General features: G+C 54.8%; 33 protein-coding genes. 4 read left to right on the forward strand and 29 right to left on the reverse strand.

The annotated features are described in order from the left end of the window. From fliF to motA, 17 genes are all read right to left on the reverse strand, one after another. Complete coding sequence (fliF, locus tag BLS30_RS09855) at positions 1-1,608, reverse strand: flagellar basal-body MS-ring/collar protein FliF (RefSeq protein ID WP_244512407.1); 1,608 nt, start codon at positions 1,606-1,608, stop codon at positions 1-3. A 147-nt stretch (positions 1,609-1,755) separates the two neighbouring features. Continuing rightward, the gene (locus tag BLS30_RS09860) at positions 1,756-2,757 is read right to left on the reverse strand and encodes a flagellin N-terminal helical domain-containing protein (protein WP_170832446.1); all 1,002 of its coding nucleotides are present in this window, start codon (positions 2,755-2,757) and stop codon (positions 1,756-1,758) included. 272 nt (positions 2,758-3,029) lie between these two features. After that, entirely contained in the window at positions 3,030-3,992 is a 963-nt protein-coding gene (locus tag BLS30_RS09865) for a flagellin N-terminal helical domain-containing protein (protein WP_046479321.1), read from the reverse strand. A 171-nt stretch (positions 3,993-4,163) separates the two neighbouring features. Beyond that, complete coding sequence (fliP, locus tag BLS30_RS09870) at positions 4,164-4,910, reverse strand: flagellar type III secretion system pore protein FliP (protein ID WP_090228394.1); 747 nt, start codon at positions 4,908-4,910, stop codon at positions 4,164-4,166. Next, positions 4,907-5,461: a flagellar basal body-associated FliL family protein gene (locus BLS30_RS09875; protein ID WP_052744033.1), complete on the reverse strand. Its 555-nt coding sequence runs from the start codon at positions 5,459-5,461 to the stop codon at positions 4,907-4,909. The genes fliP and BLS30_RS09875 overlap by 4 nt, the downstream gene beginning before the upstream one ends. Positions 5,462-5,509: 48 nt before the next feature. Next, positions 5,510-6,238: a flagellar basal body L-ring protein FlgH gene (gene flgH / locus BLS30_RS09880; protein ID WP_052744032.1), complete on the reverse strand. Its 729-nt coding sequence runs from the start codon at positions 6,236-6,238 to the stop codon at positions 5,510-5,512. Continuing rightward, positions 6,235-6,750 carry a MotE family protein gene (locus BLS30_RS09885; RefSeq protein WP_139165325.1) on the reverse strand — a complete coding sequence of 172 codons (516 nt, stop codon included), beginning with the start codon at positions 6,748-6,750 and terminating at the stop codon, positions 6,235-6,237. The genes flgH and BLS30_RS09885 overlap by 4 nt, the downstream gene beginning before the upstream one ends. A gap of 64 nt (positions 6,751-6,814) precedes the next feature. Continuing rightward, positions 6,815-7,915 (reverse strand): flagellar basal body P-ring protein FlgI, encoded by a 1,101-nt coding sequence (locus BLS30_RS09890; RefSeq protein WP_244465081.1) that lies wholly within the window; start codon positions 7,913-7,915, stop codon positions 6,815-6,817. Positions 7,916-7,950: 35 nt separating this feature from the next. Continuing rightward, complete coding sequence (flgA, locus tag BLS30_RS09895; RefSeq protein WP_090228401.1) at positions 7,951-8,427, reverse strand: flagellar basal body P-ring formation chaperone FlgA; 477 nt, start codon at positions 8,425-8,427, stop codon at positions 7,951-7,953. An 18-nt stretch (positions 8,428-8,445) separates the two neighbouring features. Next, positions 8,446-9,234 (reverse strand): flagellar basal-body rod protein FlgG, encoded by a 789-nt coding sequence (gene flgG / locus BLS30_RS09900; protein ID WP_046479318.1) that lies wholly within the window; start codon positions 9,232-9,234, stop codon positions 8,446-8,448. 12 nt (positions 9,235-9,246) lie between these two features. Beyond that, positions 9,247-9,609, reverse strand: a complete 363-nt coding sequence (gene fliE, locus BLS30_RS09905; RefSeq protein WP_090228403.1) for a flagellar hook-basal body complex protein FliE — start codon at positions 9,607-9,609, stop codon at positions 9,247-9,249. Continuing rightward, the gene (flgC, locus tag BLS30_RS09910) at positions 9,609-10,025 is read right to left on the reverse strand and encodes a flagellar basal body rod protein FlgC (RefSeq protein ID WP_046479316.1); all 417 of its coding nucleotides are present in this window, start codon (positions 10,023-10,025) and stop codon (positions 9,609-9,611) included. Before flgC ends, fliE begins: the two co-directional genes overlap by 1 nt. Positions 10,026-10,029: 4 nt before the next feature. After that, positions 10,030-10,410 carry a flagellar basal body rod protein FlgB gene (gene flgB / locus BLS30_RS09915; RefSeq protein ID WP_090228406.1) on the reverse strand — a complete coding sequence of 127 codons (381 nt, stop codon included), beginning with the start codon at positions 10,408-10,410 and terminating at the stop codon, positions 10,030-10,032. A 229-nt stretch (positions 10,411-10,639) separates the two neighbouring features. Beyond that, positions 10,640-11,095, reverse strand: coding sequence for a hypothetical protein (locus BLS30_RS09920; protein WP_139165326.1), 456 nt, complete (start codon positions 11,093-11,095; stop codon positions 10,640-10,642). 32 nt (positions 11,096-11,127) lie between these two features. After that, positions 11,128-12,186 carry an EscU/YscU/HrcU family type III secretion system export apparatus switch protein gene (locus BLS30_RS09925; RefSeq protein WP_046480722.1) on the reverse strand — a complete coding sequence of 353 codons (1,059 nt, stop codon included), beginning with the start codon at positions 12,184-12,186 and terminating at the stop codon, positions 11,128-11,130. A gap of 172 nt (positions 12,187-12,358) precedes the next feature. Further along, on the reverse strand, positions 12,359-12,763 hold the full coding sequence (fliN, locus tag BLS30_RS09930; protein WP_082101185.1) for a flagellar motor switch protein FliN: 405 nt from the start codon (positions 12,761-12,763) through the stop codon (positions 12,359-12,361). Between the two features lie 88 nt (positions 12,764-12,851). Next, entirely contained in the window at positions 12,852-13,730 is an 879-nt protein-coding gene (gene motA / locus BLS30_RS09935) for a flagellar motor stator protein MotA (protein WP_046479314.1), read from the reverse strand. Between the two features lie 320 nt (positions 13,731-14,050). Here motA and BLS30_RS09940 point away from each other — a divergent pair, with 320 nt between their 5' ends. Genes BLS30_RS09940 through fliI form a run of 3 tightly spaced genes read left to right on the forward strand, consistent with a single transcriptional unit; the run spans position 14,051 to position 17,650 of the window. Beyond that, complete coding sequence (locus BLS30_RS09940) at positions 14,051-15,481, forward strand: DUF1217 domain-containing protein (protein ID WP_090228412.1); 1,431 nt, start codon at positions 14,051-14,053, stop codon at positions 15,479-15,481. Between the two features lie 3 nt (positions 15,482-15,484). Continuing rightward, positions 15,485-16,210, forward strand: coding sequence for a flagellar basal-body rod protein FlgF (flgF, locus tag BLS30_RS09945; protein WP_046479312.1), 726 nt, complete (start codon positions 15,485-15,487; stop codon positions 16,208-16,210). A gap of 54 nt (positions 16,211-16,264) precedes the next feature. Then, a complete protein-coding gene (gene fliI / locus BLS30_RS09950; protein WP_090228614.1) occupies positions 16,265-17,650 on the forward strand; it encodes a flagellar protein export ATPase FliI in 1,386 nt (461 codons plus the stop codon). Positions 17,651-17,696: 46 nt separating this feature from the next. Here fliI and BLS30_RS09955 read toward each other — a convergent pair whose 3' ends face one another. After that, positions 17,697-18,446 (reverse strand): GntR family transcriptional regulator, encoded by a 750-nt coding sequence (locus BLS30_RS09955; protein WP_052744027.1) that lies wholly within the window; start codon positions 18,444-18,446, stop codon positions 17,697-17,699. Positions 18,447-19,045: 599 nt separating this feature from the next. Between BLS30_RS09955 and BLS30_RS09960 the strand changes: the two genes are divergently transcribed. Further along, positions 19,046-19,555 carry a hypothetical protein gene (locus BLS30_RS09960; RefSeq protein ID WP_046479311.1) on the forward strand — a complete coding sequence of 170 codons (510 nt, stop codon included), beginning with the start codon at positions 19,046-19,048 and terminating at the stop codon, positions 19,553-19,555. A 31-nt stretch (positions 19,556-19,586) separates the two neighbouring features. On the opposite strand, the gene BLS30_RS18135 is transcribed toward BLS30_RS09960, so the two are convergent. From BLS30_RS18135 to flaF, 11 genes are all read right to left on the reverse strand, one after another. Further along, a complete protein-coding gene (locus BLS30_RS18135; protein WP_046479310.1) occupies positions 19,587-19,940 on the reverse strand; it encodes a hypothetical protein in 354 nt (117 codons plus the stop codon). Between the two features lie 115 nt (positions 19,941-20,055). Next, on the reverse strand, positions 20,056-20,520 hold the full coding sequence (locus tag BLS30_RS09970) for a hypothetical protein (RefSeq protein ID WP_046479309.1): 465 nt from the start codon (positions 20,518-20,520) through the stop codon (positions 20,056-20,058). 9 nt (positions 20,521-20,529) lie between these two features. Beyond that, positions 20,530-20,925, reverse strand: coding sequence for a hypothetical protein (locus BLS30_RS09975; RefSeq protein WP_139165327.1), 396 nt, complete (start codon positions 20,923-20,925; stop codon positions 20,530-20,532). A gap of 6 nt (positions 20,926-20,931) precedes the next feature. Next, on the reverse strand, positions 20,932-21,573 hold the full coding sequence (locus BLS30_RS09980) for a rod-binding protein (RefSeq protein ID WP_090228415.1): 642 nt from the start codon (positions 21,571-21,573) through the stop codon (positions 20,932-20,934). Positions 21,574-21,610: 37 nt separating this feature from the next. Then, on the reverse strand, positions 21,611-22,015 hold the full coding sequence (locus BLS30_RS09985; RefSeq protein ID WP_046479307.1) for a hypothetical protein: 405 nt from the start codon (positions 22,013-22,015) through the stop codon (positions 21,611-21,613). A 4-nt stretch (positions 22,016-22,019) separates the two neighbouring features. Next, positions 22,020-22,775 carry a flagellar biosynthetic protein FliR gene (locus BLS30_RS09990; RefSeq protein ID WP_046479306.1) on the reverse strand — a complete coding sequence of 252 codons (756 nt, stop codon included), beginning with the start codon at positions 22,773-22,775 and terminating at the stop codon, positions 22,020-22,022. Beyond that, a complete protein-coding gene (gene flhA / locus BLS30_RS09995) occupies positions 22,772-24,859 on the reverse strand; it encodes a flagellar biosynthesis protein FlhA (RefSeq protein WP_046479305.1) in 2,088 nt (695 codons plus the stop codon). The genes BLS30_RS09990 and flhA overlap by 4 nt, the downstream gene beginning before the upstream one ends. A 107-nt stretch (positions 24,860-24,966) precedes the next feature. After that, complete coding sequence (fliQ, locus tag BLS30_RS10000) at positions 24,967-25,233, reverse strand: flagellar biosynthesis protein FliQ (protein ID WP_046479304.1); 267 nt, start codon at positions 25,231-25,233, stop codon at positions 24,967-24,969. Then, positions 25,230-25,682 (reverse strand): flagellar hook assembly protein FlgD, encoded by a 453-nt coding sequence (flgD, locus tag BLS30_RS10005; RefSeq protein WP_046479303.1) that lies wholly within the window; start codon positions 25,680-25,682, stop codon positions 25,230-25,232. Before flgD ends, fliQ begins: the two co-directional genes overlap by 4 nt. After that, positions 25,682-26,122 (reverse strand): flagellar biosynthesis repressor FlbT, encoded by a 441-nt coding sequence (flbT, locus tag BLS30_RS10010; protein WP_046479302.1) that lies wholly within the window; start codon positions 26,120-26,122, stop codon positions 25,682-25,684. Before flbT ends, flgD begins: the two co-directional genes overlap by 1 nt. Further along, positions 26,119-26,466 carry a flagellar biosynthesis regulator FlaF gene (flaF, locus tag BLS30_RS10015; RefSeq protein ID WP_046479301.1) on the reverse strand — a complete coding sequence of 116 codons (348 nt, stop codon included), beginning with the start codon at positions 26,464-26,466 and terminating at the stop codon, positions 26,119-26,121. Before flaF ends, flbT begins: the two co-directional genes overlap by 4 nt. Between the last annotated feature and the right edge of the window lie 35 nt (positions 26,467-26,501).

Raw genomic sequence — 26,501 nt, forward strand, 5'->3', positions numbered from 1 at the left:
TTACGAGCCGTCATGCATCCACTGTTTAAGAACGGCTGCCGCCTGCGTCTCATCCATATCGATGATCCGCTGCAACCGCGCTTGCGGAGAGTTCTCATTACGCCGCTGGTAATCTTCAACTATGGCTGAATCCGCTGAGGTCAGAGCCTCAAGCTCATCAGCGGCTTCCAGGCTGCCAATTCCTGCCGCGGCACCAACGAGATTGCCGCCTTCCAGCGCATTAGCCTCAGCGACTTCGCGCATCGCCGTCGCCATCGGCCGTACGCCGTACCAGATAAGTAGCCAAGCAATCACAACGGCTGCCGCACCATTGATCAGCGTGCCCAGATTGCGCATGATGTGTTCGACAACGCCGACATCAGGCATAGGCGCCAATGCAGCCGTTTGCCCTTGGAAGTCGACCGCGCTGACGGTCACGACATCACCACGGCTCGCATCAATACCCGTCGCAGCGCTAACAAGTCGCTCGATTTCATCGAGTTTCGGTTGAAGCGTTGCCGGAGTTGCCACCTGTCCGTCATCGAGCAATTGCTCTCGATTGACGACGACAGCAACCGTCAACTTGTCGATGCGATAACCTTCGCTGACTGTCGAAATCGTCTTGGAGCTGATCTCAAAGTTCGTAACTTCTTCGCGGCGCTCATCCTTGCTCGCTGAGCGATCGGCGCCTGAAGCCGTCGGCTCCTCTTCGGGAATATTCTGTTCGACGCCAACCGCGCCATTCGCTGTTTTATTCTCGGTACTTTCAGCTCGCCTGATAACGTGTGTCGACCTCTCGACGCGCCGGTCAGGATCGTAAGTGGTCTCGCGTGTCTGCCGCTTATCGGTATTTAGGTTGGCGGCGACGCTCACATGAAAATTGCCAACTCCCAGATACGGAGCCAGCGTCATACTCACGTTTTGCTGCAATCGTTCCGAAACAGTCTGCTCAAGACCGAGCATCTTTCCAGGCGCTTGTGAGTTGGGATCGCCCGCGGCTGCCAGAACCGCACCATTGGTATTCAAAATGCTGACATTATCGATGTTCAGCTCTGGCACAGCTGCTGCCACGAGATGTCGTATCGCCGCGGCACCTGGAAATTCGCCCGGCATGTCGGTGCGAATAACAACCGACGCGGAGGCCGGACGGGACTGACGGCGGAACGAACCCGCATCCGCCATCACAATGTGGACACGGGCTGCCTTAACACCCTTCATCGTCTGAATAGTGCGCGCCATCTCCCCTTCGAGAGCGCGAACGCGTGTCACCTCCTGCATAAAGGAGGTGAGCCCCATTGACCCCAACTGATCGAACAGTTCATACCCGCCGCTGGATGCGGTTGGGAGACCCTGCTCGGCAAGCAGCATCCTCGCGCGGCTGGCTTCTCCATAGCCAACCATCACGGTTCCGCCCTGCTCATTGACGTCGAACGGAATATTGAGATCGCTAAGCGCCCCGCCGATGCGGGCAACATCCTGCTGCGTTAATCCCGTATAGAGAGTTTCTTTTGGCGGACGGCTCAGATAGTAGGCCGACCCTATCACCAAGGCGACGACGAGAATGCCGACAACAGACATCATCGCCAGGCGCTTAGTCCCAAGACCCGCCAGGTTTTGACCCAATTGCATCAGTTGATCGCGCGCAAACATTCAAGTCCCTAGAAATTCTCTGATTTCCCACCGGGAGGATCGGACGTTAAGCTTGCGCGAGAATGATGCCAAAACGGCCACGCAGTCTTCTGCGTGACCGTTTCAATTAGTGTGACTTTAGAGACTCTATTGGCGGAACAGAGCCAGAATATTTTCGCTGTTCGAGTTGGCAATGGAGAGTGCCTGGATGCCAAGCTGTTGCTGAACCTGCAACGCCTGGATACGCGTCGATTCTTCATTCATGTCAGCGTCAACGAGCGTCGAGACACCGCGGTCAATCGCATCGCCGAGACTGGCGATGAAATCCTGCTGCAAATTGATCCGGCTCTTGGCCGCGCCGAGATTCGTTGCAGCATCCGTCATGTCCTGGATGGCTTTATCGACAGCGGTCAGGAATTCGTCGATCTGCGCTTCTGTGGCCGCTGAAATATCCATTTCACTCGTTCCGTCGACGCTTACGAGCGTAAGCGTGCCGGCGGCATCAATCTCACCTGTCGCAGCCAAACGCGCCGACCCCAAAATTCCAAGCTCGTCGGCCGTCGCGGTTCCCGAACCAATCGCACCGCCAGCGCCGTCCGTATTAAAATTAAACAGATAAGTCGTCGAAATATCGATCGAGATCGTCCCCACGGCAACCGTATCGCCAGTGCGCGAGAAGGAAGCAACGATTTCCTCCGTAGCCGTATAGGAATAGGTGCCGCCCCCGGATTGACCGTTATCAACGGCAAGCCAGTTTTCACCTGTGAAAGACGTCGAAATCGCGATCGAGCGAAGCTGATCCTGGAGCTGGTCGATTTCGGTCTGGATCTTGTCGCGGTCAGCCCCCGGCTGACGGGCCAGCACAAGCTTCTGTTGAATATCGGTCATAACGTCGATGGCTTTGTCCATCGCCGTATAGGCCGTATCGACTGTAGCTGCGCCAAGGCCAAGCGCGTCAGTAACCGCCGACAACGATTTGTTGTCGGAGCGCATGGTGGTAGCCATGGACCAGTAGGCGGCATTGTCGGACGCTTGGCCCACGCGATAGCCCGTCGAAATACGCGACTGCGTCTTAATCATATCCTTGTTGGTCTGATTAAGAGACTGCAGCGCGGTCATCGCCGCAAAGTTGGTATTGATGCTGTTCATGATCATGCCCCTCGGTCGCAAGAATGGGATTGGCGTTTGGGACATTCCGGGGTCAGACCGGAGCAGTGGAGCGGCATCATGCCTTCGGCTCGATCAAGCCGATCCACTTACCTACAATGACGGGCCTACACCGCGTACAACACACCAGCTCAAACGGCCGGCAGAAACCCTTACGCCAGGAACATTGCGAACGAAGCTTATGTGAACATTACGCAAAACGGGCGCGCCCGTTACCGAGCGCGCCCGTCGAAATCAGAGTGACTAATTTACAATTAGCGGAACAGCGACAGGATGTTCTGGCTGTTCTGGTTGGCCAGCGACAAAGCCTGGATGCCAAGCTGCTGCTGAACCTGCAGAGCCTGCATACGCGTGGACTCTTCGTTCATGTCAGCATCGACAAGCGTCGAGATACCACGATCGATGGCGTCGCTCAGGTTCGAGACGAACTCAGACTGCAGATCGATACGGCTCTTGGCTGCACCGAGGTTCGTTGCAGCATCCGTCATCTCCTGGATAGCCTGATTGACGGCCTCGATGAACTCGTCAATGTTTGTCTCCGTGATCGCAGCACCTGAGATATCCATCTCACCCGCACCGGTTGTGCTGGCGATAACGATCGTGCCCGCAACGCCAATCGCACCCGTCGCAGCAACGCGGTTCGAAGCAAGGATGCCACGTGCGTCGGCGGTTGCAGCTCCGTTCTGGTTGAACAGGAAGGTCGATGAAACGTCGATAGAGATCGTGCCGACCGAGACGGTGTTGCCACTCCGCGAGAAGGAAGCAACGACTTCCTCGCTTGCCGTGTAGCCGGAGCCTGCGGTGGTGTCGACGTTCAGCCAGTTCTCACCCGTGAACGAAGCCGAGGTCGAGATCGACCGGAGCTGGTTCTGCAGCTCATCGATTTCCGTCTGGATCTTCGCGCGATCAGCACCTGGCTGACGGGCAAGAACCAGCTTCTTCTGCAGGTCCGTCATGACGTCGATGGATTTTTCCATGGCGACATAAGCGACGTCGACCGTCGCTGCACCAAGACCCAGCGCGTCAGACACGGCCGACAGCGACTTGTTGTCGGAGCGCATGGTGGTGGCCATGGACCAGTACGCAGCGTTATCCGACGCTTCGCCAACGCGATAGCCAGTCGAGATGCGCGACTGCGTCTCGATCATGTTCTTGTTGGTCTGATTGAGGGATTGCAGAGCGGTCATCGCCGCGAAGTTCGTATTGATGCTATTCATAAAGAGGGTGCCCCTTGTCGCTTGGACAATTTCGATCAATGGGACATTCCAGCCTGAAGCTGGCGGTGGCGAGAAACGGCGTCATACCTTCGGGGAAATCTGTTCCCCGATCTGCCATCCCTCCACACCTAAGCCAATTTAGTTACTGAGAGATTAAACGCCGCTCCAGAATCACCCGAACGAACGTATGAGCCCGCCAACCAGAAGGTTCCAACCGTCAATTAGAACAAAAAATAAGATCTTGAAGGGGAGGGAAATAATTGTCGGCGGCAACATCATCATGCCCATAGACATCGTCAGCGTCGCAACAATCATGTCGATTACGAGAAATGGCAGGATAATCAGAAAGCCAATCTCAAACCCTCTTCTGAGTTCAGAGATCATGAAAGCTGGGATCAGAACCCGCATTTCCACTTCTTGCCCGGGTTGCATATTGCCCCCCTCTGCGTCAGCAAGATTTGCGAAGAGTTGTACGTCTTTCTCACGGACGTGGGCCAGCATGAATTCTTTGAAAGGTGCCGTAATCTCCGTGTAGGCTTGCTCTTCCGTGATCTTATTCTCGATCAGCGGTCGCAACCCATTCTGCCAAGCTTTGTCGAAAGTCGGCGCCATGACGTAAAAGGTCATAAAGAGCGCCAAGCTGATAAGAATGAGATTCGCAGGCGTCGTCTGCAAACCGAGCCCAGCTCGCAAAAATGACAACGCGATGATGAAGCGCGTGAAACACGTCACCATGATAAGGAAGCCCGGCGCCACCGAGAGAACGGTGAGCAAGGCCAGCATTTGTACAATGCGTCCAGAGACACTGGCGTCGCCTTGAGGGATGAGCTCGCGCAGATCTGGAATCTGCGCATTGGCACTTCCCGACCCAAAATAGAAAGCCGCGGCAATGATCAGAAGAGTCGCAAAGCGCCTCATTCTACGATTAGCCCCTTGACCAAAATCTCACTGACTTGGCCATCGCTGCGCGTCCGAACAATGTCATTCAGGTCATCGCGCAGGAACTGCAATCCGCTCGCGTCTTCAAGTTGCGCCAATTTCACCGTTCGCAAAAATTGCATGACATCCTGCGAAACCTGCAAAATCAGAACATCGCGCTTTTGCGGGCCTGGCTTGATCAACAAAGCCGCTTCAAGACGCATCCAAACATTTTTGGGTTCGGCCAGATTGGCAAAAATCGGCTCCAGCGCGACAAGCTTGGGGCCCTTTTGATCTTGGCTGCCGTCATCCGAGTCAGAAGAGCCAACTTTGCCCCCATGACCATCCTTTGCTTCCGTCGACGAGGAATCCACTGCTTCTACGGAGCCACCGTCACCAAACGACGTAAACGCGGTCGCACCGCCGAGCTGCATGCCAAAAAACGTACCGGCACCACCACCAAGAAGCGTCAGCATGACAAGCGCGAGGATAAATCCCAGCGCTGAGGCCTCTCCGCCGGAAGCCTTATCAGAATTTTTCGCCTTAGCCATGCTAGCGCCTGCCCGCGCAAGTGAGAAATTCTCGGTATACGATGGGGCTCAGAACGGACTGACGTTGTCGATCAGTTGCTGTCCCCAAGCCGGTTGCTGCACCTCGGTTAGACGACCGCGCCCTCCATAAGAAATCCGCGCCTCAGCGATCCTCTCGTATGATACGATGTTGTCAGCTCCGATATCACGCGGATGGACGATCCCCGTGACGCTCAGAACCCTAACTTCGAAGTTGACACGCACTTCCTGCGATCCGGCAATAATCAAATTACCGTTCGGCAGCAGATCCGTAACGATGGCCGCAACTAATAGATCGATTCGCTCCGAGCGATCGATCTCTCCCTTGCCTTTATGTGTTGATTTCGCGCCAATGGCCGTTCCGACCTCGCCTGACGCGGTTCCTGTGTAACCCGGGGTAGCAGCGCTATAGTCAAAGCCCGCGTTGAGGTCGTTCGTTGCATCGCGAGAACGCTCTGAATCGTTTTCTATCGTCGCTCGGTCTTTGATGGAGATCTTCACCGTGACGACGTCGCCGATGTTCATGGCGCGCTGATCGCGAAACATATCTGCGCTCTCGTCCTGCCAGAACGAATTGCCATGGTAGGATGTGCGGATGGGCTTTGCGCTGACGGGAATGTCGATGGCCGGCTGAATAACCCCTGCTCCAACTGGAGTAAGATGCGGCTCACGCCACATATCGCGCGGATTAACCGCGCATCCAGCACATTGCAGAGCGCAGAATAAGATTAGAATGCGCGCGCGTAGGGTGGTTATCACGACTCTCCGCCCTTGTTCCGCTTCGCAGCACGTCCGGCACCGGCAATGGTCGCAGTCATCCGCGCTGCCTTCTCCGCTTCCATTTCCGACAACACGGCACCGGCAATTTTCGGAGGCAACTTCATCACAATGGCAGCTGCAGTCACTTCATTCATTTCAGCGAGCTGTAGCGCAGCCGCATCCGCGCGCATTTTGGTATAGATCTCGACAAGCCCATCATTGGCCATATCGAGAAACTTTTCACGCTTCTCGACCCAGTCCTTGAGTTCAGCACTTTTTTCCTCAATGGCCGCGATACGCTTATCAAGCTCCTTCTCCATGTCGGAAATCGTCTTGGCCTGCCAGGCAAAGCGCGCATCCTGAGCCGCGTCCCCGATATTGGCGCAATACCGCTCGGCCATCGTCCGCCCGGTCACGGTATCAGCAGGTCGCGCGACCTGCTCCGCATCAGCCTGAGCCGGGAAAGCAGCCAATCCGGCAACAAGCAGCCCCAAAGCGACAAACTGAGACACTCGGGTGCCACTCATCATTGCAGTTGCATGGGATCCATCCACTGCAACGGCCGCCAGCGAAAATTTATTGAACGATAAGTTCAGCATGCAGCGCCCCCGCGGATTTCATAGCTTGAATAATGGCAATAATCCCTGGGGGCTTAAGCCCCATCCGGTTCAATCCGTTGACCAACGTGTGCAGATCGCTGCCGTTTACGATCGAGAAATTGCCGGGCTCCTCAATGACATCCACTTCCGTGTCCGATTCAACAACGGTCCGGCCATCGGAGAACGGTAGCGGTTGGGAGATAACCGGCGTCTCCGTAACCCGGACGGTGATACTTCCGTGCGTCACAGCCACGGTAGAAATGCGCACCTCACTACCGATCACAATCGTACCGGTTCGCTCATCGATAACGACACGCGCAGGCGAGTCCGGCTGAACCCACAATTCACCAATCATGGCGGTGAACATCGCTAATGGGACATTCGGTGGGCGAAATACACGCACCATGCGCAGATCTTCCGCGAGAGCCATACGTACTCCCATTTTTCCGAAGCGCTCGCTCCCAAATTCATTGATGGCCTCCGCTACGCGCACGGCCGTGGTGAAGTCGGGGTTTCTAAGCTCCAGGCGAAGCTCCTCCTGATCTACAAATCGTCCGGGCCCTTCGCGTTCTACGATCGCGCCGTTGGCGATGCGGCCAGTTGTCGGCACGCCCCTTGTAACCGACTCATTCTGCCCCCGAGAATCAAAGCCGGCGACAGCGAGCGAACCCTGCGCAACGGCATAGATCTGGTTGTCAGCACCATAAAGTGGCGTACGGATCAACGAACCACCGGCAAGCGACGTCGCATCGCCTAACGACGAAACCGTGACGTCGATGCGCGAACCATGTCCGGAGAAGGCGGGAAGATCCGCCGTAACAATGACAGCCGCAACGTTCTTCGTTCGGGCGTCACCGTTACGGATATTTACGCCCATACGCTCCATCATCGCAGCGATGGATTGCTGCGTGAACGGCGAGTTGCGCAAGCTGTCACCCGATCCCATAAGACCGATGACCAATCCGTAGCCTACAAGTTGGTTCGACCGTACGCCCTGTATGGAAACGATATCCTTGACGCGAACCCCATGGCTCCCGCTATGCACAACAGCGCCATCAGCAATGGCGCTTGCAGTCATCAGGACGAACAATACGGCAGCCAACAGGCAACGCATTAGTTTGCTCCTAGCACAACGCTGCCGTCAGCGCGGATCTGCCCGCGAACGATCGACCCACTGTCGACATTTCTGAGCGCTATGATGTCGCCGACGGCACCCGGCTCCAGGGCCTTGGCAAATCCAGAGATCGTCAGAGATCCGGATTGGAAGACGATGCTTGCAGTCTGTCCACGCTGAATGAGCTCAGGCTCACGCAATGAACTCTTAACGATAGGACGCCCCGGCAATAGGGTGCGACGCGCCACCATCCCGACCAACTGGTCGGCCGACTGCACGTAAGGAATAACGACGCCCTTCCGAAAACGGAATTTGCGCCGCTCAAGCGACGCATTTGTAATAACATCACCCGGGTAGAGGGTTTTGCGAGGTACGGGATAAACTCCGTCATCGCCGCCGGCGGCCGAAGACGGCCCCACCGGAAGCGCGAGCATGAATGAAGCCAATAAAATGGCCGCAAGCAAAAACCTGCCCATTGGCCAACCCTTTCAAGTTCAGCGTATACCCTTGGCCACCGTCGCCAACATTTCGTCAGCAGCCTGAATCACCTTGGAATTCATTTCATAAGAACGCTGCGCGGAAATAAGCTCCGTAATCTCTTTCACCGGATCGACGTTGGAGCTTTCCAAGTAGCCCTGCCGCACAGTGGCGAACCCGTCATCCCCTGGCATCCCGACCACCGGCGCGCCAGACGCCGGAGTCTCGCGATACAGGTTGCCGCCCAGCGGTTCCAACCCGACTTCGTTGACGAAGTTCGCAAGCGTCAGCTGTCCCAGCTCTTGCAGATCATCCTGGCCATCGATCTTCGCATACACTGTGCCGTCGGCGTTCACGATGATATCGCTGGTATTCTCCGGAACGGTCATCTCCGGCTGCACCAGGTAGCCGTCGATCGTCACGATCTGCCCGTCACCGTTTTTGTTGAAGGCGCCGGCGCGCGTATAGAGGATCTCGTTGTCCGGTCCGTTGATCTGGAACCAGCCATGTCCATTCAATGCAAGGTCGAGACGATTGTTCGTATGGGCCAGAGCGCCCTGCATATGCAGATTTCGGATCGCTGCGGTACGTACGCCAAGGCCAACCTGCGCGCCCTCCGGCACAATATTTTCACCGCCACGCGCTGGAGCACCGGCAGCCCGCTCAGCCTGATAGAGAAGGTCGGTAAACTCGGCGCGGGCCCGCTTGAAGCCCGTAGTGTTGATATTGGCGATATTGTTGGCGATAACTTCGACATTGAGCTGCTGGGCCCCCATGCCGGTCGCTGCAATCGCAAGAGCTCTCATAGGTGCGGTTCCTTAGATGGACATGCGGCTGATTTCGAGATAGGCGGACACGACCTTGTCACGGATCGCGATCCCGCCCTGCAATGTCTGCTCCGCAGCCATCACCGCCTCGACGACTTCTTGCACTGACGCTTCGCCCTTCACGCCCTTCAACGACGTCGCTTCGGCCGTCTTCAGAGTGTCAACCGCATCGGTCATGAGCTTATCGAGCACTGCCGTAAAATCCTGTTCGGCGCCCGTTGCGACAACAGCGCTCCCAGCCTTAGCCAGCACGCTCGCATTGACACCGGAAGTTCCTGAAGGACTCGCAATCGTCGCAGCTTCGCTGCCCGATACGGCAGATACAGGAGCTGTCGGCGTAATAGCTTCAAACATTAGTTGCTCCTCAACAGATCAAGCGTTGTGGCAATCATCGAATTGGCCTGCTTCATGACCTGGAGGTTGGCTTCATACGTGCGGTTGGCCTCCCGCAGATCCGCCATCTCAACCAGGACATTGACGTTGGGATACTTCACGTAGCCGTTCTCGTCAGCAGCCGGATGGCCAGGCTCATGGACTAGGCGGTACGGCGCGTCATCGCGCGTTACCTTGTCGACCTGAACGACATCCACGCCCGCTGATCGGTCGAGATGGCTCGTAAAGTTGATCAACTTGCGCTGATAAGGGTCGGCCCCTGCCGTGTTCCCCGTTGACTGCGTGTTCGCCAAGTTCTGCGAAACAACGCGCAAACGCGACGACTGGGCCGTGAGGCCCGACGACGCGATCTTCAGAGTTGCGGCCAGTGCGTCCACGGAATTACCCTCTCGTCGTCGACAAAAGCATGCGATGGAATGACTTCATGACGGTGCTCGCGAGCCGGTGGTCACGAGAAGCTTCACCCGCCTTCAGCAGCTCCCCTTCCAGGCTGACACTGTTGCCGGAGTGAAGCACCATGCTGTCCGTCTTCTTGGTGCCCTCCGTATCGGCCACATTGCCCATGCCGATTTTGACATGGCCCTGCTGCGTCATCGTCTGCTCGAGATTCGCGCGATTTAGCACCGCCTCAAACGGAATCACGTCCTTCGACTTAAACCCCGGCGTGTTGGCGTTCGCGACATTACCAGCAACAAGCGACTGCCTAAGTGAAAGCCATTCACTGCGCTGAGAGATAAGCTCGAATAGATGTACAGGCCCCATAGCCCCCTCGTCCCTATCAACCTCCTTTTCGTCTAACGGATCAAACTTGTCCGAGGCTTGATGGGAGCGTGCTTGAGAAACAAAAGAATATATAAATCAAGTCTATTCGATGCGCCTCAGGCACACTTAGATTACATTTGCAGCGCCTGAAACGCAGAAGTTCAGCTCTTTAAGAAGAGCTCAAAAAAATAAATGCGGCATCAGGAAAAGAAAGGAAGCTCAATAAATGCTAGTTGAATATGCTGCGATGCGCGACAGGCTGCAGCTTCGCAAAGGCCAAAGCTGATCGCAGCTTATCTTCGACCTCTTCGTAAATGCTACTTCCGGCTTTATCATACACATTCATGTAATCAATGCCGAGACCCGCCTTATCGGCCTCCAATATCATATGAAAATAAACCGAGACATCATGATTGTGAAACTCCATTCCGAGCTTCACAATGGGCGGAACTCCCCAATCCAAAACGACATCGGATGTTGAACCCAATCGAATCGTTCCGCGCCGAAAAAACAGCTCTGTCGAGGAATCGACGATGCTCTCTAAGTTACCCATATGGCCGTTGCGAATGTAGGCAATGAAATCCGAGACTTCGACGAGACGCAATTCGCTCGCGACCTCCGCAAGGCTTTCACCAAGAATACGCTCGTATTCGCATTTAATGGATATACTTTGCCGAAACATCATGAGCGCCCTTGCACAAACGTCGATGAAGCTGATCAACGCTTCATCAGATGAAGCACGATTTCAGCCACCGCCTTATAGAACGCTGGCGGAATAAGCTGATCTACCTGGACACTATCGTACAGCGCCCTTGCCAGAGCCTTGTCTTCAACCACAGGTATTTCATTTAATTCTGCGACCTCGCGAATTTTCAGCGCAACAAGATCTGCGCCTTTCGCCACCACAAGAGGCGCAGGCCCCTCTTCGCGCACATAGCGCAAAGCAACCGCGTAGTGAGTCGGGTTGGCAATGACGAGCGTCGCCTTCGGAACCGCAGCAATCATGCGACGGCGCGAGCGGTCACGCGCAAGAGACCGCAAGCGCGACCGAACAATCGGATCACCTTCCGACTGTTTCATTTCGTCTTTAACTTCCTGACGGGTCATCTTCAGTTCAGTGTGCCAGAAATGGCGTGACCAGAACAAATCCGCGGCCGCCAGCACCGCCATGGCGAGCATCGCCCCACCAAAAAGCCAAAGTGACGCCGATAGTAAGACAGCAGGCAAACCGCGAGGGTCTGACAGCATCGTCTGCACGACCTGGCTCTGCATCGACAGCAGAAGAAGACTGCCTCCGATACTGATTCCCAAGAGCTTTAGTGTTGCTTTCAGGAACTCCACGCGGCCCTGCGGGCCAAAAATCCGTGTAAAGCCCTTCAAGATAGAGAGACGGGAGGGATCTGGCTTGATCCGCTTCGGAACAAGTCTTGGCACGCTCTGCACGCAGGATGCCGCTAGCCCGAAACTGACGAGTATCAAGGCTGCGGGAATAAGAAGCCCCGCCACATTAATCCCAATAAATTGAAACAATCGGGTTGCATCCGCCGCATTCTCAAGCCTCCACCCTCCGGGATCATCAATGAAGTTCTTGAGGCCGGCTGTCATGGACGCAGCGCCATCGTTCAGTACGAAGGCCGCCACAACGACCACACCAGTAAGAGAAGCAAGGGTGCCGAACTCTCTCGAGTTCGGAACATTTCCCTCGTCAAGAGCATCCCTGATTTTCTTCGGGGTCGGCTGCTCGGTTTTACTCTCTTTGTCTGGCTTTTCGACCAAATCAGAAACCCAGCTTAGATTCAGTTGGAGACAAGAGCGGCTCACACTCGTGACGTGAGCATCAAGCGAACAACACCCTCGGCAACTAGCTCATACAGCGAGCTCGCTCGCACGAGAAAAATCCCGCCAAGAAAAACTGCGGGCCTCAAAGGCATAAAAATATCGCAACAAATTACTTGGAGACGTCGACAGCGTCCCACCCAACAACTTCTGTCAAAGACACCCCAAAACGCGATTCTTTATCATCGATCAAGACCACTTCGCCACGCGCCACAACTCGGTCGTTGACCATTATATCGACCGCCTCACCGACCTTGCGATCGAGCGGAATGATAGAACCACGCCCCAGCTTGACCAAATTGGATATCGGCATTTTCGTAGAGCCGAGCACGATCCTCACCGATACCGGAATGCGCATAACGACATCGAGATTACGCCCGGCCGTCAAAGGGTTTTCCTGTGCCTTCGCCCCCGCCACGCCCTGAAACGAGCGCGCGATCTCTTCACCGGTTTCAACCAACTCGGTGGCAAATTCCTCGATCGTAGCTTCAGTCTCAGAAGCGGTCTCGTTGGTCATCTCATCCTCTCACTTTGGCCCGGCTGCGAAGGCCACGAATCGCGCAGCACCCGCGCCAACTCCATTAATCCAGTAACCTCGATGACGGCTAGGCCGCTTCCGCGGTAACCGTCACACCCGCCGCCATCGTCTCCTGCTCGACCTCATCGATCGTAGGACGATCGCTAGACGAAATAGTTTTACGTCCATGTTCGATAGCCACCTGCGGAATGGCGCCATTCATAAACGCGAGCAAGGTCTGCTTGATAACAACATACAGTCGGAGTTTTTTATCACGCACGGTCTTCATCTGCGTCGCTATCGGAGAAACGATGGCATAAGAGAAGAAGATGCCGGCAAACGTACCAACGAGAGCCGCACCGATCAGGTGACCGAGAACTTCCGTTGACTGGTCCAAGGCTCCCATCGCCTTGATGACCCCCAACACGGCGGCGACGATTCCCAAGGCCGGCAACGCCTCCGACAGCGTAACAAGAGAATAATACGCTTTAAGTTTGTCGGCCCGCAGCGTCTGAATTTCTTCGTCCATCAACGCTTCAATTTCATGCGTCCGCGCATTTCCCATAATGATGAGGCGAAAATAATCGCAAATAAACGTCACGACTTCTGTATTAGCCAGGAGTTTGGGAAACGCTTGGAATATTCTCGACTCGCCAGGATTGTCGATATGTGCCTCGACTTCCGTGCGCGATTTGCTGCGCAGCTCGCGCATAAGCGAGAACAATACACTCAGAACGTCCAGATAATCGCGCTGCTTGGGTGATGCGTTGGCGAAGGCTTCCATGAGGCCCTTACCCGCATCTTTGATCGTTTTCATAGGGTTAGCGACGATGAACGTCCCCAACGCCGAACCGCAGATGATAACATATTCCCATGGCTGCCAGATGACCGCGACATGGCCTCCCATGGCCATGAAGCCACCTAGGATGCACCCTAGCGTAACGATCAAACCAATGACGATTGTCAACGACAGTGTCCCCCTTATGCAGCGCGAGAACTATGAGTAAATGTCGTTGCTTGCGCGAAGCTTTTTGCCGGATTTCCACCTAACGCTGCAAAGTGATTCGTTAATAAATTCCGAATGGACGGGTTTGAGACAAAGGTTTTACTGAAAATCAGTAAGCGTCCCATAATTCTTGCAGAGGGTAATTACCTTGCGGGGCAAGATTTCACTTCTTGGATCAACGCTCATCACGATCCGGTAGCCGCAACGGCATCAGGTCCAGGAAAGCGTGATCTGCCACCTCTAAGACTGATCGGCCTGGAAACGGGGTTAAGGATTTCGTGATGCTGACAACTATGGCGGAATATCAACGTCTGACACAGGACCTCGATAGGACCCTGAAAATGACGGCCTCAGATCCGGTCATAGCTCGTGAAACAGAATATTATCTGTCACGCATTTCCGAGATCTCCACCGTAGACGAATTCGTCGATGACACGCGCGTTTTCAACTATGCCATGAAGGCGTTCGGGCTCGAGGAAATGAGCTACGCCAAGGCTTTCATGCGCAAGGTCCTCACGGAGGGCATCGACAATCCGGACGCCTTCTCAAACAAGCTGGTCGACAAGCGCTATAGAGCCTTTGCCGAGGCCTTCAACTTCCAGAAGCTTGGCGCTGCTGCGACACAAATCGTCGCGCAGGAAACCACAACCGATTACTACACACGCCAGATGTTGGAAGAGGACTCGATGGAGTCCAACTATTATCTCGCCAGTATCCAATCCATCACGACCATCGATGAGTTTATCGGCAATACCCGCGTCTACAGCTACGCCATGAAAGCTTTCGGCCTCGAAGATATGATCGAGGACGCAGATTTCATGCGCACGGTGCTTACCGAGGGTATCCACAACCCGAACGCGTTCGCAAACCAGCTCGCTGACTCGCGTTTCAGAAAGTTCGCCGCAGTTTTCAATTTCGAGAGCAACGGAGAGGCAACCACTTCGTTTTCGGCAACCCAACAGGGCACCGTCGACAAATACATGCTCACGATGGGCAGCAAACAGGAAGCCGATACGGACTACTATTTGTCCACGATTGCCGACATCAAGTCCATCGGCGAGTTCATGGAAAACACCGAGGTCTTCAACTACGCACTGAAAGCCTTCTTCCTCGAAGACTTCGCCGATGACACGGACTTTATCCGTAAGATTCTGGAAGATGGTCTCGACAGTGTTGGAGGTATCATCGAGCAACTTGAAGCCCTCGATCAAAAGAGCTTGGCGACTTTTGCCAATGCCTTCAACTTCAGAGAACGGGGCGAGGACGCCACCACATACTCGCTGACACAGCAAGGCACTGTCGACCGCTACATACGCGAGACGCTAGAGGTCAGCGCCGGGGAAGAAAACCAAGGCGTCCGGCTGGCGCTATACTTCGAACGCAAAGCGCCGTCGATTACCAGCGCCTATACCATTCTCGCGGATAAGGCCCTTACAAAATTCGTACAGGTCGCATTGGGAATTCCGGCCAGCGCATCCTCGCAGGATATCGACAAGCAAGCGGCCATGATCGAAAAGCGGCTCGATCTTGCCGACCTGCAGGATCCTGAAAAGCTCGACAAGCTAGTTCGGCGCTTCACCATGCTTTGGGAACTCGAAAACCCGACACAATCTGCGCCCGTACCAAACGTGCTGATCGGGCAGCCTCTTCAAGCCAGTTTCAGCTCTGATCTGCTCGCTAGTCTGCAAAATCTCAAACTCGGAGGATTCTAACCTATGGAGGCAGGGCTTTACGTAGCGTTGTCCGGCCAGCTCGCCTTGCAACGGCGGCTGGAAACACTTGCTCACAATGTGGCCAACTCTTCGACGCCCGGCTTTCGCGCTGAAGAAATCAAATTTGAAGCGCTGCTTTCAAAGGTCAGTACCGGTACGGACTTTGCCTCAACAGGAGATAACTACATCTCCCGTCGTCCCGGAGCGGTCGAACGCACGGACAACGCTCTGGATGTCGCAATTGACGGTAATGCCTGGATGGCATTCCAAGTACCGGGAGGCATGGCATATACGCGCGATGGTCGCCTCACAATGACCGAAGCCGGCGACCTGCAAACCGTATCAGGCTATCCCATTCTCGATGTAGGTGGCGCGCCCATTCAGCTGGATCCCGCAGGCGGCGCTCCCAAAATCGCACATGATGGAATGATAACGCAGAACGGCGTCCAGCTTGGTGCGATTGGCCTGTTCACGATCCCTCCAGACACCAAGCTCAATCGCTACGACAATAGCGGCGTCACCGTCGAGGGACCTGTTGAACCCGCGCTCGACTTTAATTCCGTTGGCGTTCGACAGGGTTATCTTGAACGCTCCAACGTGAATCCCGTCGTCGAGATTACGCAACTGATCGCCGTCTCCCGCGCCTTCGAGTCATTGCAAAACTCAGTAGATCAAACCGACGCGACCTTCCGGAAAGCCATCGACACCTTAGGCGAGCCAAGCCGATAGTCCGAATAAATGGTCTCAGAAGGCATTCAAACATCACAGACAGCTCCGATTGAAATGACGCACGACACCTCGCCGTCCAGCGCTCAACCGAACGTCCTGCAACGTCTTGCTGACGCACTGTCTGACACCATGGACAGCCAAGCTCCCTATCGGATCGGCGGCATCATCTCCGAAGTGATGCCGACTCATTTTCGCGTCGAAGGGATGTCACGCTTTCTGAAGATCGGCGACTGCGTTGAAATCGATGCGCCATATGGTGAGGAGATCGGCGAGATCGTGCGTGTCGACGCGCGATCAGCAAGCGTAAAATCTCTCCAGCAAAAAATTTCGACCCGAATAGGTGACGCTGCGTGGAAACGCGGGCCATTGACGATACGCCCGGCCCCCTCCTGGAAAGGTCGTGTTGTCGATGCCCTCGGATGTGCCATCGACAACGGTCCCACTCTGGAGCAAGGACCGCGCAGCATCCCATTGGACCGTGCGCCTCCCCGTCCACTCCACCGTCAACGCATTGATTCGCCGTTAAAAACCGGAATCCGTGTGATTGATCTGTTCACACCGCTCTGCGCCGGCCAACGCATCGGAATTTTCTCGGGCTCAGGTGTTGGAAAATCATCTCTTCTGACAATGCTCGCCCGATCTACGGAATTCGACACAGTCGTTGTCGCATTGGTCGGAGAACGTGGCCGCGAAGTGCGCGAATTCTTGGAAACAGCAGTCGCAAAAAACCGGCAGAATACCGTTGCCGTCGTCTCGACTAGCGACGAAAGCTCGATGAAACGGCGCCTAGCTCCCAAAACGGCAATGACTATCGCCGAATACTTTCGGGATGCCGGCGACAACGTACTTTTAATTGTAGATTCAATAACACGTTTCGCCCACGCTGCACGTGACGTCGGCCTGGCGTCAGGTGAACCTCCCATCGCACGCGGCTACACGCCAAGCGTCTTCTCCGAACTTCCCAATCTGCTCGAACGCGCTGGTGCAGGAGAAGAAGGCTCAGGCTCTATCACGGGCGTATTTTCCGTTCTCGTCGATGGGGACGACCACAACGATCCGATCGCAGACTCCATCCGCGGAACCATCGATGGCCACATCGTTCTCGAACGCTCCATCGCCCAGCAAGGGCGCTTTCCCGCCGTCGATGTACTGAGTTCAGTCTCTCGACTGGCCGAGAAAGCCTGGACACCCGAACAACGTACGCTCATCCCCAAGCTCCGGGGCCTAATCGCGCGCTTTGAAGAAACGCGCGAAATTCGCGCTATCGCCGGACATCGCAAAGGCGAAGACGCGGAATTGGATCAAGCTGTCGAACTGGTACCCAGGGTGCTTGAAGCACTCCAGCAAACCCCCGATGATCAAGCGAGCTCAGACGCGTTCCAAGAACTGGCAAACGCGTTGACCCCCAAGCGTCCGGAAGCCCCCCCAAAAGCCAGATAAGTTCTCGTTTAGAAAAATCGCCGAAACGTCGGCATTGTGAGCACACTCAGCTCAACTCGATACGATACTCAGTCCTCATCGGCACAGCATAACGGACGCAAACGTCGATCGGGCCTCCATCTGCGTCGAATGAAACTCTCTTGGCCAGAAGTGCGGGTGTACCAATCGGTAGACCCAGCTTAACGGCCATGTCTTCCGGAAGTGCGACGGCGGTAAGCGCTTCTTTAAGCCGCGTTACGACCAATCCATTGTCATTGCGATAAGTGGTGACCCCTTCAGGTCGAACAGCCAGTTCGTCGGCAAGCCCAGGAACAAGCCGCTCCGGGACGACAATATTGTCGTGAATCACCAAAACGCCTTCCGACCTACGCACTGCCGCAATCTCAACGACACTTTCTTCCTCATCGAGAATGAGCAGCTTCGCCTCTTCTGTTGTCGCCCCGCGCGATGATACGCATTGAACCGCGATATCTTGTGGCATCACATGCTCCCCTTCATCAAAGAAAGGATTGAGCCGTTGAGCCGATGCGGCTTCTGGGTTGGTTACAAAAGTTCCCCGACCTTGGCGCCGACAGATCCAACCGATAGCTTCGACTTGTTCGAGCGCTTTGCGCATGGTCCCGACGCTAACGCCGTACTCACGTGCAAGCTCTCCTTCATTGGGAAGGGCTTGTCCCTCGACCCATCCACGCGAACGGATTCGCTCGCGTAAAAGATCGCCGATCTGCAAATAGAGTGGCCCCGCATACGGTCGCGACGTAGCCGGCAACCGCGGATCGTCACGCCTGATCTTCATTCAGGTTCTCCTCAAAACAAATCGAGCCGAATCGTTCAGCGCCAGCAATAACTGACGTCGGCCTATTGCATCGATTTCAGCGTGTCATTCTACGCTCGGAGTAATCCCAAAGCGCCCCGCACGTCTCGCAGTGGAATGCCCCATACACTAAACTTTTCGTTGCATTCAACCCCATTCTCAGCCGCCCATCCCGCGTCACAAGGACCCGGAAATTCGTTCGGACGAACACTGAGGTTTCGCAAACACATCAAATATCTATTGAAATTCACGCATTCATCACAAGACCCGCTCATCTAATCATATATTTCCCGAAATACAACCATAGATTGCATATTGCACATCAAAGAACCGGTCCGTACACGTACGTATAGAGCGATGCATTCATAAATTTTGATGTATTTCCAATCGGCTGGCGTGCAGCATTCATTAACGATTTAGATACGAGAATAGTCGCAGGACGTGAATGATCGCCGCCAACGGCAACGAAGGGTAACAATCCTTCGCCAAAGTGTGGATGTCGATATGAAACCACCGCCCAGACCGCCGGTGCGCGGACCCGCGAACACGGTCAGGGCCGCAAACCGTTCTGAGCAGTTGTTATGAATCGGTCTCGCTTTGAACAAATGATTGATGCCGGATTGGCGCATCGCGAACCCACGCGATCACGCAACGACACAGATTTGTCGCGCGCATTCCGTCCGGCAACGAAACAAGCCAACAAGTCCGACTTCTTGCAGATGCGTCAGGAAAATGAACCCGGCGGTTCGCTCCATAAACCACACCTGTCGGCCCACGACCTCCGCAAAGCTTACCGCGACTGGCAAATGGTTTTTGCAGATTTTGACGAAGACCTGGAACCTCACGAAGCAGATACAGAGCCGGGCACACCCGAACAACAACAGCAAATTCCGGATCTTCCCGAACTTCTGAACCAGTTGGCGAACCACAAACAAATGACCCGTTCGCAACTGCAGACGTTACGTCGACAGCTCGCGCGCCACATTCATCCCGATATCGTCTCAGAAGACCACCGCCAATCTGCGACGGCCGAAATGGCAAAGCTCAACGCGCTGCTGGACGCCGCCCTACGAGCTCACGGCCGTCAATAATCTGACACACCCACCTGCAGTGAGGCGACTGTCAGCGCCGGAAACTCATGACCAAACAGCAGGGACATTTCCAATCCGTGCCAGGCGGGCGCTCCGGATGCAGAAAGTTTCCGGGCGGCTGAAACGCATGAAAAAGTTCGCATTCTTTTTCGAACGCCTCTTTGGGTGTCCCAAAGCAAAGATGCTTGAAGTATGGCTCAGCACCAATCTTGTTGCGTAGCTGGGCCCGCAGGTCGCTATCGGAGCGCCCCACGTGTTGAACAACAAAACGGCCGAGATGATCGACATGACCTATGGCGAAAGTGCCTGCCGTTTTGGCACCAATCGCAGAGTCGATCTCATCGACAGTAAGCCTAAAGGGTCCCTCTAGCCGAGTTTCCGTCATTTCTCTCCCCCGCAAGGTCTGACCGACTGATTCAAATAGGACAACAAGGTTATGCAGCCGTCACGCAGCAAAAAGACGTCGCTTTGAAAAGCTGGGCCATTCACAGCCCGACACCTCAACCCGCGCTTTGACAACGCACCTGCTCCTTCGAAACGAAATTTAGGCTTTCGACCATGACCTCAACGACAACCTCTTGCGCCACACGCTTGTTAACGTTCTGAGCAATGGTTTTTGTCAAAGCATCGAGGTCCCTTTTCGAGTTGCTCAAAAAGTCGAAATTACTGTTCGCGTAAATCGCTTTGAAGGCCTCATCGACAAATATCACCTTCGCCGGCACCGTCATTTTGGCAAGCAAATTGGCTGGCGACGTGAAGACAAACTGCGCGATTGCGTATCCCTCAATGACACCGGCCTTGATGATAGGCACGCTGATTGAAGCCGGTTTTACATAGTCCAGCCCCCCGAAATACGTCACCTCGGATGTCGTCGGCACAGGCTGTGCAGACCAGGAATGGGCAAAGTAGCTGGCCCCCAACGTGATGGCACAAACCCAGACCCCGGCAAGAAGCAACTTGATCATGTGCGCTCCTTACCGAGCGATCCGGGTGCTATATGTGCCGTCGGACTCGGCCTGCTGCATAGCCGTTGCAATGATTTCCGTTATCTCCTGAACCGACGCAAGATGAATACCGAGCGTTGACCGGTTCTTTTCATAAGAGCGGCGCAATCGCGTGAGTTCGTCATCAAGCCCAATCACGCTTGAAGTGTTTTCATGTGCGGCTAATGCACGGCTGAGATCGAGCAGCGACCGGCTCTTCTGGTCAATAAAATATCCCAGATTGCTGACGTCATTTTTCTCAAGCTGCTGCGTTTCCTCGTCGAGGAGATCAGCCAGCCGGCTTACGACCGCTACGATAGGTGCGGAAGCCCCTTTCAGTTTGTCTGCCGCAACAGCAGCAACTGTCGTTTTGGATTGAGTCGCCATGACCATTTAGACTCCGTTCGTTTCAGGTTCAGCACTGTGAGTGCCTTCAACTGGAGACATTATTTCTTGGATTGCCCTCGCCGCAGACCCGCCATGCACGAGAGTGGGAACCACCTCTTCCGCTGTAGCGGCTGAAGCTCGGCCACCGTTCAGCACAGCACCAAGCATCGCCGTTGCCATTTTCGGGTCATCGCGCATCCCGCTTAAACCTAACTGTTCGGTAAGCCCAACGCCGCCGGCCATCGTCAATTCAGCGGCAAGTTTTTCTGCGAGCATCGACCGCCAATAAGAGCCAGCGGTCCCAGAACCGAAAAGCGAATCCGCATCTTTCGGCATCATATTTTCTAGAAGCTGAGTGAGAACAAAGGACTCGAGCTGCTGCCCTGGTGCCAGTTTTTCAGCCATGCGCACACCAGGATGACTGTCTACGACCTGTACCGGCCCTTGAGGCGCCCCCCCACCCGATCGGGCCAGCGTTTCACCCTCGCCAATCGCATCTTTCACAAGCGATGCAAAATTTGCGTCTAGTCTTTCCACGCGCACCGCACGGCCAACCTCAGCCAAACGTTCGGCAGCCTCTCGGACCTTTACTGGATCCGCTTGGCGCATAACATCGACAATCAGGTCGGTAGACGGATTGATACCCATGAGAATCCCTATAATTCCACAGGGTATTCTCGCTCCCCTAACTTATGGGAGCCTTGTCGGACCAATCCCAGGCGACACTTTCGGACATCTCGATTTCATACGTGCGCCTCTTATCGAGCTCTTCGCGCTCACGCGCAGACCGCAACGATGCCTCCGCAGCTTTCCCTCTCACCGCAGCATCGTTGACCATCTCTCGTTGTGTATCAATCTGAAGTTCCAATCGATGGAGTTGCCGATCTATCCAGGACAGGCGGCTAACACCAATTTCCATCAACCGCGAATTCATAAGCTGGGCGCCGTCGATCAGTTCTGCGATCCGCTGTCTATCATGTTGTAACTGGTCCTTATGCCGTATGAGCTTCGCCAGCTTGCCCCGTTCCACACGCAAAAGGTCATCACACAACTGCACAATCTGCCGGGCCTTCTCCGTCCGCTTCGTCATTCCATCACCCCCCTGCCAGCAAACTCGCGTACCCCGCCATGAAGATCCTCAAGAGTTCCGTCACCGTGAAGAACAAAAGCACCAGACCGCCCGCAATAACGAAGGGCATCGAAACGAAATAAACTGGGATCTGCTGCACAAGCCTGTTCGCGATACCGAACATCAGGTTGACCAACAGGGAATAGACGAGGAATGGACTTGCAATCTGCAAACACAAATAGAACGAACGCGAAAGCGCATCGACAACAGGGATCAAACGTCCCTGCATCTCGCCGACGCCCTGCACAGGAATAGCCGAATAAGAATCGAGGAGCGCAGCCAGCAGCTCCCAATGACGATCCGTGAGAAACACGAGCACGGTCGCCGTAGTCGTAATCAATACAGACAACGGCGCGGCGGGCTCCACGTCGTCAATCGGCGCGCCCATCATGCCGCCGACGCCAACAAACGAAGCGATGGCCATCGCAAAAAACTGTAACGCGGCGAAAAATGCACGCGCCATCAGCCCAATCATCAATCCCACAATGGTTTCAAGCACCATTAAAGGCAGCAATATCGCCAAGGACGGGTCAGGCCCTGCCGACTTTACTACGGGCATCAGAACCGGAGACAGCGCCAACGTCACCGCAACAGCGACAAACAGCCGGATCTGCATGGGAATGCGCGGCGTCGCAAAGCCCGGCACGACCATCAAACATCCACCGATGCGGCAGAAGATGACGAGCACCGTCACAATCGCGTCGCTCGCGAGCTCCGTCACGAAATCGTACCAAGCGACTCAACTTGAACGCTGCGCGAAATCTCCACGTGCGATAGAACCGGTAGGTTCGCGAACAGACGTTCTGTAATGAGCCTCACATAAGGGCGGGCATCTGGCGACGTCACAAGAGCGAAGTTCTTGCCCTTATCCATAAACCCGCGAATGACCTTCGAAGCTTCCTTGCTGAATTCCTCAATCATCCGCGGATCGAGGTCGAACTGAACAACTTCTCCATTCGAATCCCGCTTCAAGCTTTCATGGAACGCAAGGTCCCAGCGGCTGCCCAATCGCAACACACTCAGAACACCGTTTTCAGAGAGATCGCCACAAATCTGCTGACCAATACGGACACGGACATGTTCAACAATCTGCTCTGTCCGCCGGGAGTGTGGTGCGATTTCCGCAATCGCTTCCAGGATGAGATGTAGATTTCGGATGGAAACACGTTCCGCCAGAAGCAACTTCAAGACAGCTTGGATTCCCGAATAAGAAATGTGCTGCGGTGCGATTTCATCAAGAAGGCGGCGATACTCCGCCGGCAAGCGGTCCAGCAAAGAACGCATATCCTTGTAGGACAATAACTGAGCCAGATTGTTGCGCAGAATTTCACTTAAGTGCGTCAACAGGACTGAAAGGTTGTCGACGGGTACGAAGCCTTCGTTCTTAACGTCCTTGGCAAGCGTTTGCGGAACCCACATTGCTTTCATGCCGAAAGCTGGCTCGCGTGCCGGTTCGCCAGGAACCTGAGGTGGCTTGCGATCGCCGACAATCACCAGCATATCGCCGAGCCGAAGTTCCTCGTTGGCCATAACCGTACCGTGAATTTTGATCTGATACGCTTTCGACTCGATAAGCAGGTCGTCGGACAGCTTGATTTCGGGAACGACGAAGCCGTACTGCCGCGCAAACTTGCGCCGCATCTTCGCAACACGTTGCGCCAGCTCCGAATGAGATCTTGCCAAGCCCGATGAAAGCTGGCGGCCGAAGCAAAGCTCGATCTCGACAGTATTCAGAGATTCCTTGACCGACTCGCGTGCCTTCTCCTGCGCCGCCATCTCGGTTTTGAGGGCGTCAGCCTCCTGAGCTGCCTTTTCTTCTGCCCACTTTTGCGGGATCGAATACGCGAGGAAAGCCAGGACCGCACCAATGAGTGCGAACGGAACAAAGGGTAGCGCCGGCAACAGCGCAAAGATGAACATCAGCATGGAGGCCATGAACAGCGCTCTGGGATGATTACCGAGCTGTCCAAGAACCGCCTTTTCCGCAGACCCCTTCGTGCCACCTTTAGACACGATCATACCTGCGGCAAGCGCAACGATAAGTGCAGGGATTTGGGTGACCAAGCCATCACCCACCGACAGGCGCGTGAAGACGTCAACAGCCTCGCCCACGGACATCCCGTGCCGGAGCACACCGATGATCATACCGCCAAAAATGTTAACGGCAGTGATGATCAACCCCGCGATCGCGTCACCGCGTACGAACTTCGAGGCACCGTCCATCGAACCGAAGAACGAGCTCTCCTCTTCCAGCTCACGCCGTCGCCGCTGAGCTTCCTTTTCATCGAGCAGGCCAGCCGAAAGATCAGCGTCAATCGCCATCTGCTTACCGGGGATAGCATCCAGCGTGAAGCGCGCGCCAACTTCCGCAATACGCGTTGCACCCTTGGTAATAACGATGAAATTGACCGTCAGCAGGATAACAAAGACGATAATCCCGATAACGAAATCACCGCCCATTACAAAGGTCGAAAATCCTCCGATCACATGCCCCGCGGCATCGGACCCTTTGGACCCATCCGTCAAGATCAGCCGCGTTGTGGCAATATTAAGCGCGAGCCGCATCATTGTTGCGAGCAACAGCACCGTCGGAAACGAGGAGAATTGTAGGGGCGTCTGAATCCACAACGCCACCATGAGAATGAGAACGGAAAAAGCAATCGACAGCGCCAGCCCGAAATCCACCATGATGGGTGGTAAAGGCAGGAACAGAACCGTCAACATGAAGATGATAGCTACCGCGAAGCCAATGTCGCGGAAGCCTTCACGTGGCACGGTCAGCGCCGAGGACGCCGTGTTTTCCATGATTTGCGTCTCAACCGTTTAGAATCAAATGCGAGCATACACTCGCTCTCGCATGATTCTTGAGGGCGAAACCTTGCGCCAAGCCGCCCTCGGGCGAGCCATCAACATCAAAATCCCGTTTCTATTCGCGCGTATAGTGATGTCGAGAATGACATAATGATGCTGCCCACGAACGGAGCAGAAACAAGCGATATCAGCAGGATTGCGATAATTTTCGGGATGAACGTAAGCGTCATCTCCTGGATCTGCGTCAAAGCCTGTAAAAGCGCGATGGCGATACCGACGACCATCGCGGCAATGACGGCCGGGCTCGAAGCCATGAGCACGGCCCAAATGGCCGATTGCACAATATCTAGTGCATCAGCTTCGTTCATGCTTCGGGCTCAGGTTCCGAATCAGGCGTAGCCCCAGACTCTGACAGCATCATGCCGTTGCTCATAACCACTTCGCGACCATCTTCGAGAATTGCAATCGCACCACCGGTAACGAAGCGAACAGATTCGACAACGCCTGTCACCTCACCATCAGCGGAAGTGATCGTCTTGCCGATGATGCTACCCGCCTGCGAAATCATCGTTGCCGCAAACAGCTCATCGAGCTTGTTGTTGGTCACAATTGTTTGCTCGACGTTAGAGAAGGAAGCGAGCTGTGCCACGTACTCGCTGGAATCCATAGGCTGCAGCGGATCCTGATTTTGCATTTCAGCGATCAGGAGCTGAAGAAACGTATCGTAATCAAGAGACACGTTGCGCGCTGACGAAGATGACGACGACTCATAAGTCTGTCCGTAGTTCCTGATTGCAGATATGGGGTCTGTAGACATCAGGCGATCTCCGCTTCCTGTTCGCGCTCTAACAACCCATCGTCAGGCTGCTGCCGCAAAATTTCGTCCTCTAGAGAGATGAGGCCACGGATCGCCTTGAGCGCATCAAACGAACGTCCACTCTCCACGAGAAGTTCAACTTCGTCCAATCCGTTAAGGATCGCCGCGTCTGTCACGGTTTTACGCAACACAAGCATCGACGATACGAACAGCTTCTGCGCCAACGGCGCTGTCGCCGGATCAATGATCATCGACTGAACTACAAAATACAATTGCCGGGTTGGTGTCGTTGCATCGGCTTCCTGCATAACGTGCGTTTCCAGAAGAAACGTCACGTTATTCAGAAATTCGAGCGAAACCCGGCGATCCACCCGCACCACGGCGCCATTTATATAAATGCGCTCGTTGGGCCGCAGATGGATTTTGAAACTCGAAGTCATTCAAGCCCCTCACGGATGGCAACAGAAACCTCGATTAGTCCATCGAAGCTTGCAACCTCACCCTGGCGGATCTTTTCGGCTTCTCGGAGGATCCATATACCAACTGAAATCACCTGCGCGCGCAGTTCATCAGGCAATCCGTTTTCCGGATTGGAAAGATCTTCAAGCAGCACGGTCCACAAGCGCTGCAAGAAATAGATCGCTTCGGTCGCCTCTTTGGTATTAGGGCCGACCTCTGCAGCCTTCCGCAATAGCTCGATCGAATGATCAAGCGCCTTACCCTCTAACTCGCGCGCGCTGGCTGACGAATCTGAAAGTACATCCGTGTATGAAAATTGATACATGGCGCCGCTCTCTTGCCTTTGTCCCTATGTTCGAC

Source organism: Filomicrobium insigne, from assembly GCF_900104305.1.
In the GTDB taxonomy this organism is placed as follows: domain Bacteria; phylum Pseudomonadota; class Alphaproteobacteria; order Rhizobiales; family Hyphomicrobiaceae; genus Filomicrobium; species Filomicrobium insigne.